This is a genomic window from Intestinibacillus massiliensis, assembly GCF_900155735.1.
GTDB classification, from domain to species: domain Bacteria; phylum Bacillota; class Clostridia; order Oscillospirales; family Butyricicoccaceae; genus Intestinibacillus; species Intestinibacillus massiliensis.
Window position 1 is genome coordinate 63,931 of record NZ_LT707054.1, and the last position, 15,832, is coordinate 79,762.

Sequence of the window (15,832 nt, forward strand, 5' to 3'; positions counted from 1 at the left end):
AAACAGCACCGCCGCGACGACCGCCGCCGTGCCCAAAAACAGCATGATTTCCATTTGTTGTTCCTCCCTTTATTCTGTCCCGGACCCAGCTTCAAACGAGATCGGCTCAAACGGCACGCCCTCGCCCTGGAAAAACCGGCTGAACATTTCGTAAAACTCCAATCGGAGCACCTGGATGCCCACGATCATGCCCTCGAGCGCCATCACGAACAGGTTGCCGAGGATGATGACCGGGACGCTCGCGCCGGACAGCATGTCCGACAGCGTGAAAACGACGAGCATCATGCCCGCGTGGCTCAGCACGAAGCCGCCCACACGCAGGAAGGACATCGTATTGGCCGCGAAGCTCAGGAAAATCTCAAATAATTCAAAAAAGCTTTCCGCGATATACCCGCCTATGCCGTCCTCGGGTGCGATGCGCTTGGCGCGCCGGAGCAGGCGGAGCAGCGGCTCCTTGCAAAAGATCAGCAGCGCGGGCACGGCCACAAAGAGGATGATATAAGCCGGCACGAAAACGCGGATGTCCAGGAACATCTGGCACACCAGCCCGACGAGCAGCGCGCCGTACATCACCAGCCCGGCAATGCCGTTGGCGCTGAGCACCGCGCGTTCCATATCGCGCTGGCGGATGCCCTGCACGATATTGATGAGGATCGAGAGCACAATGATCACTGCGCCCGCGGCGACGGCGAAGATCAAAATTTGGTTGATCGTCGCGCCGTCCATCACATGGATGGGCTTGCCCGCCAAGCCGAGCGCATGGTAGAGCGGGTCGAGCGCGTCCTCAAAGCCGAAGACCGAGCCATACAGCAGGCCGAAGACCGCTGAACACAGGCCGACACGCAGCATGATGCCACCGAGCTGGGCCTTCATCACCTTCTGGATGATGAGGCCGAGCACGCTGAGCAGCATCCCCTGGCCGAGGTCGCCGAACATCGCGCCAAACAGCAAGGAATAGGTGACCGCCACGAACGGCGTGGGGTCGATATCGGTCTGCGACGGGATGCCGTACATGGTCACAAACATTTCAAACGGCCGCACCACCGGGTTGTTATGCAGCCGCGTCGGCGGGACGAAGCGCCCGTCCGCCTCGGGCGGCATAAAATTGACCGTTACCTTGGGAAACCCCGCCAGGCGCTCGCCGAAGCGCTTCTGCTCCCGCGCGGGGATAAAACCGACCATGTGGAAGGTTTTCCCCGCCACATCGTTGGAAACGGCGACATATTTGCGGATTTCATAGGTCAGGTTCAGGTAATAGGTGCGCGACCACAGGCGGCCGAACGCCTCCTTCGACCGCGCCACCAGCTTGTCCCGCGCCTCGTCGATATGCGCAAGGCGGCGCTTCTCCTTTTCCAGCCGGGTCTGCAGGGCGGCGCTCGCAAGGCGCGGCGTGCCGTGCGCATAGTTCGGGATAAAGATGCGCTCAAAATAGAGCGATGCAAAGATATTGTCCGTCACGGCTTCAAATTCCCCGGTGGTCAGGTAACAGCACCAGTAATAATCCCCGTCAAAATCGAACGGGTGGAAAAAGAAAACCTCATCATCATAATACTTTAGCTTGGGATAGCTGTCCGCGGGCAGCCGGCCGAAACGCACCTTGGCGAACCGGCTGGCAAACAGCTCGTCCAGGCTGACGTCCAGGTTCCCGATGTGCGCCAGGTGCTTCAGCACGTTTTCCTGCTGCTCGATCGCCGTCGTCAGCTCCCGCCGGATATCCGCCAGGCGGTTGAGCTGCTCCTCAAAGCTTTGCAGGAAGTTGTCGTCCGGCTGTACGGTCAGCCCGTCCGCCTGGTTATAGGCCGGCTGCAGGCCGGCCTGCGACGCGATGGCGCGCAGCCGGTCCATTTTTGCCTCATATGGGTTGTCCTGGGCAAGCACTGTCATGGATTTGCTGTTCTTCACGAGCTTTTGCACCGGTTCCGGATGGAAGCACCCCAGCCCGGAACAGGCGGCAAGCACCTCGTCCAGCCGGTCAAGCGCGCCGTGCAGGTTGACCAGCACCATTTTTTCTATTGCCACGTAAACTTTCCCCCTTTCACAGCATGACCAGCAGGCCGCGGATTTCGTCCGCGGGCACGGAATAGCGCACCCCCTCGACGATGCTGAGCACGTTGGACAGCTCGATCTCCCGCATCGTCAGGAAGGCAAGGAACGCCACAGCCGGGCTGGTCGTAAACTGGAAGGCTTTGTGGCACATCTGCAGGCGGTATTGCGCGGTACTGTGTTCGATAAACTGGAAATCCTGTGGATTGACCGCGCGCGCCGCGCGCGTTTCCCGTAGCAGGCGCTCAAACGCCGCCGCGTCCGGCGCGGCCATCAGACGCTCCACCGTGCGCCGCCGCACGGAATAATAAAGCGGGATGACACGCTGCGCGATGCGCGATGCGTCTGCGCCGAAATATCGCTTCATGCGGTAAACCACCGTCAGGTTTTTGACCTCGACCTGCGTCAGCAGGATGCGCCGGAGCTGCTCGCGCTCCGCGCCGTCGTAATTGCGCTCCACGATGCCGAGCGCGTCCTGGTAGTATTGCAGCCCCAGGCGCGCCGCGCAGATTGAAAGCGAGGGCAGCGCCCCATGGTAATCCGCAAGCAGCTGGCGGAACGCCTTCCCGTACCGCGTCCTGTCCAGCACGCGGGCAAGCTGCGCCGCGTCGCGCGCGCGCACCATGCCGTCCAGATCCAGGCCGATGCCGTCCAGCAGGTACCCTGGCACGCTGACGAGGAACTGTTCCTGCCGCCCGTCGCGCAGGTACCCAATGCAGCTGATAATCTGCTCCAGCTCGATGCGCGCGTAGTAGATGCGGAACAGCGGGCCGCCACGGTCGTAGCCCTTGAGGCGGCCGACCTCCTCAAACAGCGCGCGCCCGAGCAGTATCTCAAGCTGCCCGCGGTGAATCGTCGATTCTTGCACGCCGGTCAAGCAGCCTGCAAACCGCGCCGTGTTTTTCAGGTAAGCCGCGATTTCGCCGACCGACCGTTTGTGCAGCATTTCTTCAAAATTCTGCGTGGTCAGCCGCCGCCCATACATCGCGTGCAGCTTTGCGCCGATTGCGCGGGAGGACGTCGCCCGTGTCATTCCCCATCCCCCGCCGGGCGGATGCAGCGCTCAAACAGCGCCTGCACCCATGCTTCCCGCTTTTGCGCATAGGTTTCGCGGAGCGCCTGCTCCTCCTCAGCATAGCGGGCTTCCAGGCGCCGCGCCGCCGCTGCGGCGCCCTCGCGCGCCTGCCGCAGGATCTGCTCCGCCTCGCACTGTGCATGCGACTGCGCGGCAGGTTCCCCGGCTTCGGCCGCGGCGTCCTCGTCCCGCATCCGGGCAAGGCGCGCTTCGCATTCCGCGACCCGCGCGCGCAGCCCGCCGTCTATTTCGACGATTTGCCGGATGACGTCATCCATCCCGCGCCTCCTTTCCGGTATCGTGTACACATTTCCCAATTTACCTCCTATCTTACTCTAATATTTATAAATTATCAATAGCATTCCTGTTTTCCACGGCAGGATTTTCCGGCAACCTGGATAAAATCCGCCCTGCATTCCTTTACATCTTTGGATGGTGCTGGTATACTGGATGCGAGGTGATTTATGATGAAAAAAGGTCTTTCTGTCGCAACCTTCATCCTTGGCGTCGGCGTCACGCTGCTCGGCGCGGCGGTCACCATTCTGGGCGCCGTCGGCATCGGCAAGGCCAGGTAAGCCGGCGCCCCGCCGCCTGCAAAACCATCCCCTATTTTTGCGTTTTTCTTGTTGAGATATGGGATACATTGGGTGTATAATGGTCATGTAACGGAAATTTATTCAGATAACGGAGGAGAAAACAACATGTTAGAAAACCTGATTGCCACTTTGAAAGCAAATCCCCGCAAGATCGTCTTTACCGAGGGTCCCGACCCGCGCATCCTGGAGGCGGCTTCCCGCCTGAAGAACGACGGCATCCTGGAGTCCATCCTGGTCGGCAACGCCGACGAGGTCAAGGCGGCCGCCGCTGCCGGCGGGTTCGATATCGAGGGCCTCGAAATCCTCGACCCGGCCACCTATCCGGAGATGGACGCCATGGTTGCCAAGATGGTCGAGCTGCGTAAGGGCAAGATGAGCGAAGAGGATTGCCGCAAGGCGCTGTCCAAGGGCAATTATTTCGGCACCATGCTGGTCAAGCTCGGCAAGGCCGACGCGCTGCTCGGCGGCGCGACCTACTCCACCGCGGACACCGTCCGCCCGGCGTTGCAGCTTATCAAGACCAAGCCCGGCAACAAGATCGTATCCTCCTGCTTTATCCTGACCCGTGTGGGCGCGGACGGCAAGGAAGAGAACTACGCGATGGGCGACTGCGCGATCAACATCACCCCGGGCGAGGACGACCTGGTCGAAATCGCGGTCGAGACCGCCAACACCGCCAAGGCGTTTGGCATCGACCCCAAGGTCGCGATGCTGTCCTACTCCACCATGGGTTCTGGCAAGGGCGATTCGGTCGATATGATGCGCAACGCGACCGCCAAGGCCAAGGCCGCCGCACCCGGCCTCGCGATCGACGGCGAGCTGCAGTTTGACGCCGCCTTCTCCCCGGTCGTCGCGCAGACCAAGTGCAAGGGTTCCCCGGTTGCCGGCCAGGCCAACACCTTTATCTTCCCGGACATCAACGCCGGCAACATCGGCTACAAGATCGCGCAGCGCCTGGGCGGCTTCGAGGCTTTCGGCCCGATCCTGCAGGGCCTGAACGCGCCGATCAACGACCTGTCCCGCGGCTGCAACGCGGAAGAGGTTTACAAGATGGCGATCATCACCGCCGGCCTCAAGTAATCCCCCCGTTATCTTAAAACATGCTGTTAAGCGCCCCTGCCGGGTTCCCGGCGGGGGCGTTTCCCTTTTTCGCGCACAAAAAAAGCGCCGGGCTTAAAGCCCGGCGCTTTCCCTATTTACGCTTCCTTGTTGCCCATCAGTGTGACGAGCACCGCCTTCTGCGCGTGCAGGCGGTTTTCCGCCTCCTCAAAAATCTCGTCGGCATGCGCCTCAAAGACCTTGGTGGTGATCTCCTGCTCGCGGTAGGCGGGCAGGCAGTGCTGCACCATGCAGCCCGGCTTTGCCGCGGCGAGCAGCTCGTCGTTCACCTGGTAGCCCCGGAACGCCTTCATGCGGGTTTCCTTCTCCGCTTCCTGCCCCATGGACGCCCAGGTATCGGTGATGACGACGTCGGCGTTTTCCGCCGCCTTCATCGGGTCGTCGGTGAGGGAGAAATCCGGGTTGCCCCCTGCAAACGCCAGCACCTCCGGATGCGGGCGGTAGCCCTCCGGCGTGGCGATGGAAACCTTCATGCCGGTCTTCAGGCCGCCGACGATCAGCGAGTTTGCCATGTTGTTGCCGTCACCAATGTAGCACAGCTTCAGCCCTTCCAGCAGCGCAAACTTCTCGCGGATGGTCATAAGGTCGGCCAGCACCTGGCAGGGGTGGCAGAAGTCCGTCAGGCCGTTTACGATCGGGATCGTGCCGTAACCGGCCAGGTCCTCGACCTCCTTCTGCTCGTAGGTGCGGATCATGATGCCGTCCAGGTAACGCGACAGCACGCGCGCGGTATCCTGCACCGGCTCGCCGCGGCCGATCTGCAGGTCGCGGTTGGACAGGAACAACGCCTGGCCGCCGAGCTGGTACATGCCGGTCTCAAACGAAACGCGGGTACGGGTCGACGACTTCTGGAAAATCATGCCCAGGCTCTTGCCCTCCAGATGGCGGTGGGAGATATTGTGCTTCTTTTCATACTTGAGCTGATCCGCGAGGTCGAGGATCGAGACGATCTCTTCGCCGGAGCAGTCCAGCAGCTTGAGTAAGTGCTTCATGGGTTGACCTCCAAATTATTGTGGCTTAAAAACCTGTTTCATAACGGCGAGCGCCTCGTCCATCTCCGGATAGGAAATGGTCAGCGGCGGTAGCAGGCGCACGGCGTTCTTGCCCGCGGTGATGGCGAGCACGCCGTTTTCAATCAGCTTGTTGGCAAACTCGCTGTGCCGCCCATCGTCCACGATGATGCCGAGCATCAGGCCGAGGCCACGCACGCCGTGGATGTCCGGGGAGCCGATCGCCAGGATCTGCTGCTTGAGGTATTCGCCCTTGTCCCGCACGCCCTGCAGGAAATCATCGTCCGCCACGATGGACAGCACCGCGCCCGCCGACGCGCACACCAGCGGCGTACCGCCGAAGGTGGTGGCATGCGTGCCGGGACCCAGCACGTCGCAGCAAGTCTTGGCCGCCATAACCGCGCCGATCGGCACGCCGCCGCCCAGCCCCTTGGCCATGGTGACAACGTCCGGATGGACGCCATACTGCTGGAAGCAGAACAGGCTGCCCGTGCGGCCGACACCGGTCTGCACCTCGTCGATCATGAGCAGCAGGTCGCGTTTGCGGCACAGTTCCTCCACCGCCTTGACGAACGCCGGGTCAAGCGGCAGCACGCCGCCCTCGCCCTGCACAAGCTCGATCAGGATCGCGCAGGTGGAGTCGTCCACCTCGGCCTCCACGCTCATCATGTCGCCCGCGCGCGCGTAGCCGAAGCCCTCGGTAAACGGGAAAAAGTAGTTGTGGAATTTTTCCTGCCCGGTCGCGGTCAGCGTGGTGACCGTGCGGCCGTGGAAGGAGTTGAGCAGGGTGACGATCTTGTTGCGCCCCGCGCCGTAACGGTCGAAGGAATACTTGCGCGCAAGCTTGATCGCGCCCTCGTTGGCCTCCGCGCCGGAATTTGCAAAAAACACCTTGCCCATCCCCGTCTTGGTGACGAGCGTCTTGGCAACCTGCACCATCGGCGCGGTCGTGAACAGGTTCGAGGCGTGCATCAGCTTTTTGGCCTGCTCGGTGATGGCGGACACGACCGCCGGGTTATTGTAGCCGACCGAGCACACGCCGATGCCGCTGGCAAGGTCGATATACCGCCTGCCCTCGACGTCCCACAGCGTTGCGCCCTCGCCATGGTCGAGCGCGATCGGGAAACGGCCGTAGGTATTCATGACGTACTGGTTTTCCTCGGCCTTCAGTTCTTGATATGTCATGGTATCACTTCATTTCTTTATCATCCGGGATTGTATTTTTACTGGAACATCGTACCGACGCCGACCTTGCTCAGCAGCTCGATCAGGATGGAGTGCTTGACGCGGCCGTCCTGGATATTGGCCTGGTCGACGCCCTTGCGCACGGCCTCTACGCAGCAGTCGACCTTGGGGATCATGCCACCCTTGATCACGCCGTCGCGCACCAGGCGTGGCACGTCGGACACCTTGAGGTGCTGGATGAGCGTCGACTCGTCCTGCGGGTCGCGCATCAGGCCGCGCACGTCGGTCAGCAGGATGAGCTTCTTGGCGCGTAGCGCGACCGCGAGCTTGGCCGCTGCAGTATCGGCGTTAATATTATAGTTGGTGTCGTCGTCCACGCCCTGCGCGACCGTGGAGACCACCGGGATATACCCCTGCTCCAGCACGTCGATCACCGGCGCGGGGTCGACGTCGACGATCTCGCCGACATAGCCGTAATCCGTGCCCATGCGGTCGGTCAGGCGCTTGGCCTGGAACAGGCCGCCGTCCATGCCGCCAAGGCCGATGCCGCGGCCGCCGGCCTTGGCCAGCAGCGTCACAAGATCCTTGTTGACCTTGCCGCACAGCACCATCTGGACGATGTCCATCGTCTCGCGGTCGGTATAGCGCAGGCCGTTGACAAACTTGGACTCCTTGCCGATCTTGCCCAGCATCTCGTTGATCTCCGGGCCGCCGCCGTGAACCACGACGACTTTGATCCCGACCAGGTTGAGCAGCACAAGGTCGTGGATGACCGCGTCCTTCAGCTCCTCGTTGACCATCGCGTTGCCGCCGTATTTGACGACGACGGTCTGGCCGTAATATTTCTGAATATACGGCAGCGCCTCTACCAGTATGCGCGCCTTGACTTCTGCATCCAATTGCATGATTTTCGTCCCTTATTTCCTAGTATCGTACGGCTTAGGTCCTGTAATCGCCGTTGATCTTAACATAGTCATAGGTCAGGTCGCAGCCCCAGGCCGTCGCCTGCCCGTCCCCTTCGCGCAACTCGACCGCGATGACGACCTCCGCTTCGGACAGCACCTGCTTTGCCAGCGCCTCGTCAAAATCGAGCGCCGCGCCCTTCTCGCACACGGCGACCTCGCCCGCGGCGGAGCGGAAGGCGACCGTCACATACTCTGGGCGGAATGGCGCCTTGGAATAGCCCATCGCGCACAGGACGCGTCCCCAGTTGGCGTCCGCGCCGAACATCGCCGCCTTGACCAGGCTGGAAGCGCAGACCGCCTTGGCCAGCCGCTCGGCGGCCTCCTCGGTGCGCGCGCCGGTCACGGTGCAGGTGATGAGCTTGGTCGCGCCCTCGCCGTCGCCGGCGATCATGCGCGCCAGGCGGGGGCAGACCTCGGCCAGCGCCCTGTGGTACGCCTGGTAGTCCTCATCCTGCCCATCGAGCAGCGGGTTGCCTGCGCGGCCGTTGNCCTGCGCGGCCGTTGGCCAGCACGACGCACATGTCGTTTGTCGAGGTGTCGCCGTCGACCGAAACGCGGTTGAAGGTCTTGCGCACGGTCTCCTGCAGCGCGTCCGTCAGCATCTCATGCGTGATCGCGCAGTCCGTCGTGATAAAGCACAGCATAGTGCCCATGTTCGGGTGGATCATGCCGCTGCCCTTGGCGATGCCGCCCATGCGGCAGGCCTTGCCGCCGACAGTGAATTCGACCGCGACGGATTTCATCTTTGTATCGGTCGTCATAATGGCCTCGGCCGCCTTGTCCGAGCCGTCCGGCGTAAGCTCGATCCCGGGCAGATGCTGCTCGATGCACTCGACGTTCAGGCGCTGGCCGATGACGCCGGTCGACGCGACCACGACGCCCCGCTCGTCCACCCCGAGGCGCGCCGCCGCGGCCTTTGCCATACGGCGCGCGTTCTCCATGCCGTCCGGCGCACAGGCGTTGGCGTTGCCCGCATTTGCGATCACCGCGCGCGCGACGCCGTCCTCCAGGTGCTCCATCGTCACATAGAGCGGCGCGGCCTTGACGCGATTGAGCGTGTAGGTTGCCGCAGCCGTGCATTCGCAGTCGCTCAGGATCAGCGCGACATCGTCCTTCTCCCGGCTCTCCTTGACGCCGCAGCGGATGCTGCCGGCGGTAAAGCCCTGCGCGGCGCACACGCCGCCACTGATAATTTTCATAATACCGGTCCTCCCCCAGTTACGGAGCACTCGGGAAACCGCGCGGCGCGCCCGCTTCCCGTCGTCCATTTTAAATTGCAAGCCCCGTGGTTTCCTCCAGGCCGAGCATCAGGTTCATATTCTGTACCGCGGCGCCGGACGCACCCTTGCCGAGGTTGTCAAACAGCGCGGTGATGATGGTCTGCCCCTCGTGGCCGTTTACGATCAGCCGGAGTGCGTCGCTGCCCGCCATCGCGTTGCCCGCGATCATCGGCGTTTCCCCGCCGAATGGCGCGACCGAGACCACCTTTTGCCCGGCGTAGTATTCCGCCAGCCTGGCATGGATCTCCTCCGCGGACGGCGCGGCCGCGAGCGTGCGGTTTTGCAGCATCACCGTGGTCGCCATGCCCTTGTAGTAATCCGCCACGACCGGGCAGAACACCGGCGGATGGTCCAGCCCTGCGATTTTTGTCATTTCCGGCAGGTGCTTGTGCTGCAAGCCCAGGCCGTAAATACGCGGGGCGTCCAGCTCGCCGGGGCGCGTGTCCGCCTCGTATTCCGCAATCATCTTCTTGCCGCCGCCGGAATAACCGGTCAGCGAAAAGCAGGTCACCTGCGCGTACCAGGGCAGCAGCCCCATAGTGACGAGCGGCGCGGCCGAGGCCAAAAAGCCGGTCGCATGGCAGCCCGGGTTCGCCACCCGCNTGCGGCGCTCGTCTGTGTCCTTGCGCTTGCCTTCGTCGATCAGCAGCAGCTCAATATCCCCGCGCTGCCCGAGGCGCTCATAGATTTGCAGGCCGGTGGTACCTTCCTTGCCGTCGATATAGATTTTAGGCTTCATCCGCTTCCACCCGCTCGACAAATTTCTCGATCTTTTCAATCTGGCGCGTGACCTCCTGCGGCGCGGGGCCGCCGATGGCCTTGCGTTCGCCGACGCAGGTGCGTAGGTCGAGCGCGTCGTACACGTCGTCGCCAAAGCTGTTGGAAATCGCGGCAAAATCCTTGAGGGTGAGCGTTTCCAGCGTTTCGTCCGCCTTGATGCACTGGTTGACCAAGCGGCCGACCGTCTTGTACGCGTCGCGGAACGGCATGCCCTTCTTGGTCAGGTAGTCGGCGCAGTCGGTCGCGTTGATGAAGCCGCCGGACGCGGCGCGGCGCATATTGTCGCGGCGCAGCGTCATGGTGGAGAACATCGGCGTAAAGACCTCCAGGCACTGCTTGACGGTGTCGATCGCGCCGAACACGGCCTCCTTATCTTCCTGCATATCCTTATTATAGGCCAGCGGCAGCCCCTTGAGGACGGTCAGCATGGTCGTCAGGCTGCCGTAGACGCGGCCGGTCTTGCCGCGGATCAGCTCACAGACGTCCGGGTTCTTCTTCTGCGGCATGATCGAGGAGCCAGTGGAGTATGCATCGTCCAGCTCGACAAACTTGAACTCCCAGGAGCACCAGGAGATGATTTCCTCCGACAGGCGGGACAGGTGCATCATCAGGATGCTGAGCGCGGAGCACAGCTCGACGCAGTAGTCGCGGTCGGAAACGCCGTCAAGCGAGTTGTCGGTGACGCGGGCAAAGCCGAGCTGCGCGCGGACAAAATCGCGGTCGATCGGGTAAGTCGTGGACGCGAGCGCGCCCGAACCGAGCGGCATCTCATCCATACGCTCCAGGCAGTCCTGCAGGCGGGAAACGTCGCGTTTGAGCATATTGGCATACGCCATCATATAGTGCGCAAAGGTCGTCGGCTGCGCGCGCTGCAAGTGGGTGTAGCCCGGCATGACCGCATCCAGGTTTTCGCGGCTCTTCTTGGCCAGCGCCTTGAGGAACCCGCAGATCAGGCCGATGATCTCCCTGATCTCCTTTTTGCAGTACATCCGCATGTCGAGCGCGACCTGGTCGTTACGGCTGCGGGCGGTATGCAGGCGCTTGCCCGCGTCGCCGATGCGCTCGGTCAGGAGCTGCTCGATGTTCATATGGATATCTTCGTACTCCAGCGAGAACTGCACCTTGCCGTCGTCGATATCCTTTAAAATGCCCTTCAGGCCTTCTACAATCTTGTCGGCCTCGTGCTGCTCGATAATCCCCTGCTTGCCCAGCATGGTCGCGTGCGCGATCGAACCGGTGATATCCTCCCGGTAAAGGCGGCAGTCGAACAGGATGGAGGAGTTGAAATCATTTACCACCAGGTCGGTTTCCTTCTGGAACCGGCCCGCCCAAAGTTTTGCCATAAATTATTACCTCACAAAAACGGCTGGAACTTGTAGGGCGCGACGACTCGGCGCGCCGTTGTCGTCGCGCCCTACGCATGTAGTTCGCTCGTTTTACTTCTAGTTTTGCAAAAGACCCCTGGCTCCGGCGTTATTCCACGCCCGGGAAGCCTGCGCCGGTCTTGCCCCTCAGCGCGTTGTCCGCCAGCGCGCGCACCTTGATCGGCAGGCCGAACAGGTTGATGAAGCCCGCGGAATCCGCCTGGTCGTACGCGTCGTCCTCGTTAAAGGTCGCCATGTCCTCGGAATACAGGCTGTACGGCGAAACGACGGACGCGGGGATGATGTTGCCCTTGTAGAGCTTGAGCTTTACGTCGCCCGTGACGGTCTCCTGCGTGGAATCGACAAACGCGGAAAGCGCCTTGCGCAGCGGGGTGTACCACTGGCCGTTGTAGACAAGCTCGCCGAACTTCAGCGCGACCTGCTGCTTGTAGTGCGCGGTCTCACGGTCGAGGGTGATCTCCTCGAGCTTTTGGTGCGCCGCATACAGCACCGCGCCGCCCGGGGTCTCGTACACGCCGCGGCTCTTCATGCCGACAAGGCGGTTCTCGACGATATCGAGGATGCCCACGCCGTGCTCGCCGCCGAGCTGGTTGAGTTTTTCAATGATCGCGACGGAATCCATCTCCTGGCCGTCGACCGCGGTCGGCACGCCCTTTTCAAAATGGATGGTGACATAGGCCGGCGCGTCCGGCGCCTGCTCCGGCGAAACGCCGAGTTCCAGGAAGCCGGGACGGTTGATCGGCGCCTCGTTGGAGGGCAGCTCGAGGTCAAGCCCCTCGTGGCTGAGGTGCCACAGGTTCTTGTCCTTGGAATAGTTGGTCTCCTTGGTGATCTTCAGCGGGATATGGTGCGCCTCGGCATAAGCGATCTCCTTCTCGCGGGAATTAAGCTCCCAGAAGCGCCACGGCGCGATGATGTGCATATCCGGTGCGAAGGCCTTGATCGCCAGCTCGAAGCGCACCTGGTCGTTGCCCTTGCCGGTGCAGCCGTGGCAGATCGCGTCCGCGCCTTCCTTGAGCGCGATCTCTACGATGCGCTTGGCGATGATCGGGCGCGCGAAGGAAGTGCCGAGCAGGTACTGCTCGTATGTAGCGCCCGCCTTCATGGTCGGGATGATATAGTCGTCGACGAACTCCTTCGTGAGATCCTCGATGTACAGCTTGGAAGCGCCGGTTTTGAGCGCCTTTTCCTCCAGGCCCTCCAGCTCGGTGCCCTGGCCGACGTTGCCGGATACGGCGATGACCTCGCAGCCGTCATAGTGCTCCTTGAGCCACGGGATCAGCACCGAAGTGTCCAGGCCGCCGGAATACGCCAAAACGACTTTTTTAATCTTCTTTTCCATAAAATTATGCCTCCGCTTACTTTTTTTACGTTATTGCCCTTATTATAATACTCTATCCGGCAGATTGCAAGGTCTATTTTTAAAAAATCGCTCTTATGTATATTTATTCATTCTGTGAATTTTTATTTGCCCCAAAGGTGCAAAAATGAGCGGAATTTCCTTGCCATTTGGCGGCAAACGTACTATCATAAGTTTTGTGAGAATCTTTTTTCGATCGAATACCTGCGGGCTTATCCGCTATATCAATAAGGAGTCTTCCTATGACAGAGAAAAATATGACCATGCTGACCGACTTTTACGAGTTCACCATGGCGAACGGATATCTGGAAAAAGGGATGGCAAACCGCCGCGCATACTTTGATATGTTTTTCCGCCGCGTGCCGGACGGCGGCGGTTACGCGGTCATGGCAGGGGTGGAACAGCTCCTGCAATATTTTGAAAACCTGCACTTTACCGAGGGGGACATCGCATACCTGCGCGCCTGCGGCTGTTTTTCCGATGAATTCCTGGACTATCTGACGGATTTCAAGTTCGAGTGCGACGTTTGGGCGGTGCCGGAGGGCACGCCGGTCTTCCCGGGCGAGCCGATCGTCACGGTCGCAGGGCCGATGATCCAGGCGCAGTTCGTCGAGACCATGATCCTGCTGACGGTGAACCACCAGACGCTGATCGCCACCAAGGCGAGCCGCATCACCCGCGCCGCGCAGGGGCGGACGGTGCTGGAATTCGGCTCCCGCCGCGCGCAGGGGTACGACGGCGCGGTTTACGGCGCGCGCGCGGCCTATATCGGCGGCTGCCACGGCACCGCCTGCGTTATGGCCGACCGCGATTTTAAAATCCCCGCCGGCGGCACGATGGCGCACTCCTGGGTGCAGATGTTCGACAGCGAATACGACGCTTTCAAGGCCTACGCCGAGATTTACCCGACCAATTGCGTGTTCCTGGTCGATACGTACAATGTATTAAAATCCGGCGTGCCCAACGCCATCCGCGTGGCGAACGAGGTGCTGGCGCCCATGGGCATCCGCCCCAAGGGCATCCGGCTGGACTCCGGCGACATCGCGTACCTGTCCATCAAGGCGCGCGAGCTGCTGGACGCGGCGGGCTACCCGGACATGCAGGTCATGGCCTCCAACTCGCTCGACGAATACCTCGTGCGCGACCTGCTGGTGCAGGGCGCCCGGATCGACTCCTTTGGCATCGGCGAGCGCCTGATCACCTCGAAATCCGAGCCGGTCTTCGGCGGCGTATACAAGCTTGCGGCCGTTGAAAACGAGCGTGGCGATATCCTCCCCAAGATCAAGGTGTCCGAAAACGTTGAAAAGATCACGACGCCGCATTTTAAAAAGGTCTGGCGCCTGTTCGACAACGAGACGGGCAAGGCGCTCGGCGACGTGCTCTGCGTCCACGACGAGGCCATCGACGAGTCCAAGCCCTACACCCTGTTCCACCCCATCCATACCTGGAAGAAAAAAGTGGTCACCAATTACAGCGCCAAGCCGTTGCTGGTGCAGCTTTTCGACAAGGGGTGCAAGGTGTATGAAAGCCCGGATATCGAGCAGATCCGCGACTACTGCGCCCAGCAGATGGAAACACTGTGGCAGCAGGTCACCCGCTTTGAAAACCCGCAGACCTATTATGTCGACCTGTCGCAGGAGCTTTGGGATGTGAAGCACAAGCTGCTGGAAGACTGCCGCATCGTATAAACCTGATTAACGGAAAAAGGAAGGGCGTGCCCCAAAAACGGGGACGCCCTTCCTTTTTTATACCGCGAGCTGGTAATTGACGCTTATCAGCTTGCTGTCCTCAAAATGGAGATACAATGCAAAATCCTCATCCGCAAGGCAGACGACCGGCTTCGCGGTGTCCACCCACTCGATCACGCCATACGTCGACATGTGGACATATTGCCCGTACAGCACGCGGTACTTGCCCTCCCGCTGGGAGCCGTCGCCATCGCCGTCCCCCTCAAACTCGTACAGGGTTGCGTCACCGTCGTCCGGGAATTTGGCGAGCACGCTTTCGTACGAATCGCCGATCTTGATGCCGCGCGGCGCGGGCACCGCGTCCGACCGCACGTTCAGGATGGCAAGCGCCCCATCATTAAACTGCGCGAGCGCGTCCTGATAGTCAATGACGACCCCGCCGTCCTCCTCCGCCTTGTTGAGCGGCGCGCCAAATACGTCCTCGACATCCTGCTCCGTCATCCGGAATACGTCTTCCAACTCCGTATACGCCAGCGGCTCCACCTCCCCCTCTGGCGGGGCATCCGGCTCCGTCACGCCCGGATTTTGGCCATCCTCCGGCGGTTCCGGTTTGGCCGGCTCCTTGGCGCACGCCGCGAGCAGCAGCAGGGCGGCCAGCAGCAGGGGGATCCATTTCCGTTTCATCCTCATCGCCTCCTCGGTTTATCCTATGCCGCCCTATACGGCAAAGCCGCCGCTTACGCCGAGCACCTGCCCGGTGATGAACGACGCGCCCGGCGCGCACAGGAACAGCATGGCCTGCGCCACCTCGTCCGGCGTGCCGATACGGCCGAGCGGCGTCTCTTCCGCAAGGGTCTCCATGGTTTCCGCGCTGTGCCCGGCGTTCATATCCGTGTCGATCACGCCGGGCGCGATACAGTTGACCCGGATGCCGGACGGCCCCAGCTCCTGCGCGAGCGACTTGGACAGGCCGATCAGCGCGGCCTTGGACGCGGCGTAATGGCTTTCGCAGGAGGCGCCCGTCACGCCCCAGATCGAGGACACCGTGACGATACAGCCCGCCTTGCGGCGCAGCATCCCCGGCAGCGCGGCCTGGATGCAGTAGTATGCACTTTTGACGTTGACGTCGAACATCTTGTTCCAGTCCCCGTCCGTAATATCCTGGAAAAGCTTTTCCTGCGCGATCCCGGCGTTACAGACCAGCGCGTCCACGCCGCCGAAGGTGCGCGCAATGACCTCAGCACAGCGTACAACATCCGTGCGGCACGACATATCGCCCTGCACGGCCAGCACGTCGCAGCCCTCCTGCGCCAGCCCGGCGGCCAGGGCGCGCGCCTGCCCGTCCG

General features: G+C 61.6%; 13 protein-coding genes and 1 pseudogene. 2 read left to right on the top strand and 12 right to left on the bottom strand.

Annotation, left to right across the window (positions count from 1 at the left end):
* Nucleotides 1-69 precede the first annotated feature (69 nt).
* From CZ203_RS04195 to CZ203_RS04205, 3 genes are read right to left on the bottom strand one after another with little or no spacing between them, the layout of a single operon-like run.
* Complete coding sequence (locus tag CZ203_RS04195; RefSeq protein WP_087064923.1) at nucleotides 70-2,019, bottom strand: V-type ATP synthase subunit I; 1,950 nt, start codon at nucleotides 2,017-2,019, stop codon at nucleotides 70-72.
* A gap of 16 nt (nucleotides 2,020-2,035) precedes the next feature.
* On the bottom strand, nucleotides 2,036-3,076 hold the full coding sequence (locus tag CZ203_RS04200; RefSeq protein WP_087064924.1) for a V-type ATPase subunit: 1,041 nt from the start codon (nucleotides 3,074-3,076) through the stop codon (nucleotides 2,036-2,038).
* Entirely contained in the window at nucleotides 3,073-3,396 is a 324-nt protein-coding gene (locus CZ203_RS04205) for a hypothetical protein (RefSeq protein ID WP_087064925.1), read from the bottom strand. Before CZ203_RS04205 ends, CZ203_RS04200 begins: the two co-directional genes overlap by 4 nt.
* Before the next feature lie 423 nt (nucleotides 3,397-3,819).
* Between CZ203_RS04205 and pta the strand changes: the two genes are divergently transcribed.
* Nucleotides 3,820-4,794, top strand: a complete 975-nt coding sequence (pta, locus tag CZ203_RS04210) for a phosphate acetyltransferase (RefSeq protein WP_087064926.1) — start codon at nucleotides 3,820-3,822, stop codon at nucleotides 4,792-4,794.
* A 116-nt stretch (nucleotides 4,795-4,910) separates the two neighbouring features.
* Here pta and argF read toward each other — a convergent pair whose 3' ends face one another.
* From argF to CZ203_RS04245, 7 genes and pseudogenes are all read right to left on the bottom strand, one after another.
* The gene (argF, locus tag CZ203_RS04215) at nucleotides 4,911-5,825 is read right to left on the bottom strand and encodes an ornithine carbamoyltransferase (RefSeq protein ID WP_087064927.1); all 915 of its coding nucleotides are present in this window, start codon (nucleotides 5,823-5,825) and stop codon (nucleotides 4,911-4,913) included.
* Between the two features lie 15 nt (nucleotides 5,826-5,840).
* Nucleotides 5,841-7,028, bottom strand: coding sequence for an aspartate aminotransferase family protein (locus CZ203_RS04220; protein ID WP_087064928.1), 1,188 nt, complete (start codon nucleotides 7,026-7,028; stop codon nucleotides 5,841-5,843).
* A gap of 38 nt (nucleotides 7,029-7,066) precedes the next feature.
* Complete coding sequence (gene argB / locus CZ203_RS04225; protein WP_200809425.1) at nucleotides 7,067-7,933, bottom strand: acetylglutamate kinase; 867 nt, start codon at nucleotides 7,931-7,933, stop codon at nucleotides 7,067-7,069.
* 34 nt (nucleotides 7,934-7,967) lie between these two features.
* Nucleotides 7,968-9,192, bottom strand: a pseudogene (gene argJ, locus CZ203_RS04230) (bifunctional ornithine acetyltransferase/N-acetylglutamate synthase).
* Between the two features lie 70 nt (nucleotides 9,193-9,262).
* Nucleotides 9,263-10,012, bottom strand: a complete 750-nt coding sequence (locus CZ203_RS04235) for an N-acetyl-gamma-glutamyl-phosphate reductase (protein ID WP_087064930.1) — start codon at nucleotides 10,010-10,012, stop codon at nucleotides 9,263-9,265.
* On the bottom strand, nucleotides 10,002-11,396 hold the full coding sequence (gene argH, locus CZ203_RS04240; RefSeq protein ID WP_087064931.1) for an argininosuccinate lyase: 1,395 nt from the start codon (nucleotides 11,394-11,396) through the stop codon (nucleotides 10,002-10,004). Before argH ends, CZ203_RS04235 begins: the two co-directional genes overlap by 11 nt.
* 130 nt (nucleotides 11,397-11,526) lie before the next feature.
* Nucleotides 11,527-12,780: an argininosuccinate synthase gene (locus tag CZ203_RS04245; protein ID WP_087064932.1), complete on the bottom strand. Its 1,254-nt coding sequence runs from the start codon at nucleotides 12,778-12,780 to the stop codon at nucleotides 11,527-11,529.
* A gap of 260 nt (nucleotides 12,781-13,040) precedes the next feature.
* Between CZ203_RS04245 and CZ203_RS04250 the strand changes: the two genes are divergently transcribed.
* The gene (locus tag CZ203_RS04250; protein WP_087064933.1) at nucleotides 13,041-14,486 is read left to right on the top strand and encodes a nicotinate phosphoribosyltransferase; all 1,446 of its coding nucleotides are present in this window, start codon (nucleotides 13,041-13,043) and stop codon (nucleotides 14,484-14,486) included.
* 57 nt (nucleotides 14,487-14,543) lie between these two features.
* Here CZ203_RS04250 and CZ203_RS04255 read toward each other — a convergent pair whose 3' ends face one another.
* Both CZ203_RS04255 and CZ203_RS04260 read right to left on the bottom strand, forming a co-directional pair.
* Nucleotides 14,544-15,170 carry a hypothetical protein gene (locus CZ203_RS04255; protein WP_087064934.1) on the bottom strand — a complete coding sequence of 209 codons (627 nt, stop codon included), beginning with the start codon at nucleotides 15,168-15,170 and terminating at the stop codon, nucleotides 14,544-14,546.
* A gap of 33 nt (nucleotides 15,171-15,203) precedes the next feature.
* Nucleotides 15,204-15,832: SDR family oxidoreductase (locus tag CZ203_RS04260; RefSeq protein ID WP_143436130.1), on the bottom strand; the 629-nt coding region annotated here is incomplete at its 5' end.

What these genes read in the sequence shown, in the direction of transcription:
- CZ203_RS04200 (WP_087064924.1), bottom strand. Translation starts at nt 3,076, where the DNA reads ATGACACGGGCGACGTCCTCCCGCGCAATCGGCGCAAAGCTGCACGCG.
- CZ203_RS04205 (WP_087064925.1), bottom strand. Translation starts at nt 3,396, where the DNA reads ATGGATGACGTCATCCGGCAAATCGTCGAAATAGACGGCGGGCTGCGC.
- pta (WP_087064926.1), top strand. Translation starts at nt 3,820, where the DNA reads ATGTTAGAAAACCTGATTGCCACTTTGAAAGCAAATCCCCGCAAGATC.
- argF (WP_087064927.1), bottom strand. Translation starts at nt 5,825, where the DNA reads ATGAAGCACTTACTCAAGCTGCTGGACTGCTCCGGCGAAGAGATCGTC.
- CZ203_RS04220 (WP_087064928.1), bottom strand. Translation starts at nt 7,028, where the DNA reads ATGACATATCAAGAACTGAAGGCCGAGGAAAACCAGTACGTCATGAAT.
- argB (WP_200809425.1), bottom strand. Translation starts at nt 7,933, where the DNA reads ATGCAATTGGATGCAGAAGTCAAGGCGCGCATACTGGTAGAGGCGCTG.
- argH (WP_087064931.1), bottom strand. Translation starts at nt 11,396, where the DNA reads ATGGCAAAACTTTGGGCGGGCCGGTTCCAGAAGGAAACCGACCTGGTG.
- CZ203_RS04245 (WP_087064932.1), bottom strand. Translation starts at nt 12,780, where the DNA reads ATGGAAAAGAAGATTAAAAAAGTCGTTTTGGCGTATTCCGGCGGCCTG.
- CZ203_RS04250 (WP_087064933.1), top strand. Translation starts at nt 13,041, where the DNA reads ATGACAGAGAAAAATATGACCATGCTGACCGACTTTTACGAGTTCACC.
- CZ203_RS04255 (WP_087064934.1), bottom strand. Translation starts at nt 15,170, where the DNA reads ATGAAACGGAAATGGATCCCCCTGCTGCTGGCCGCCCTGCTGCTGCTC.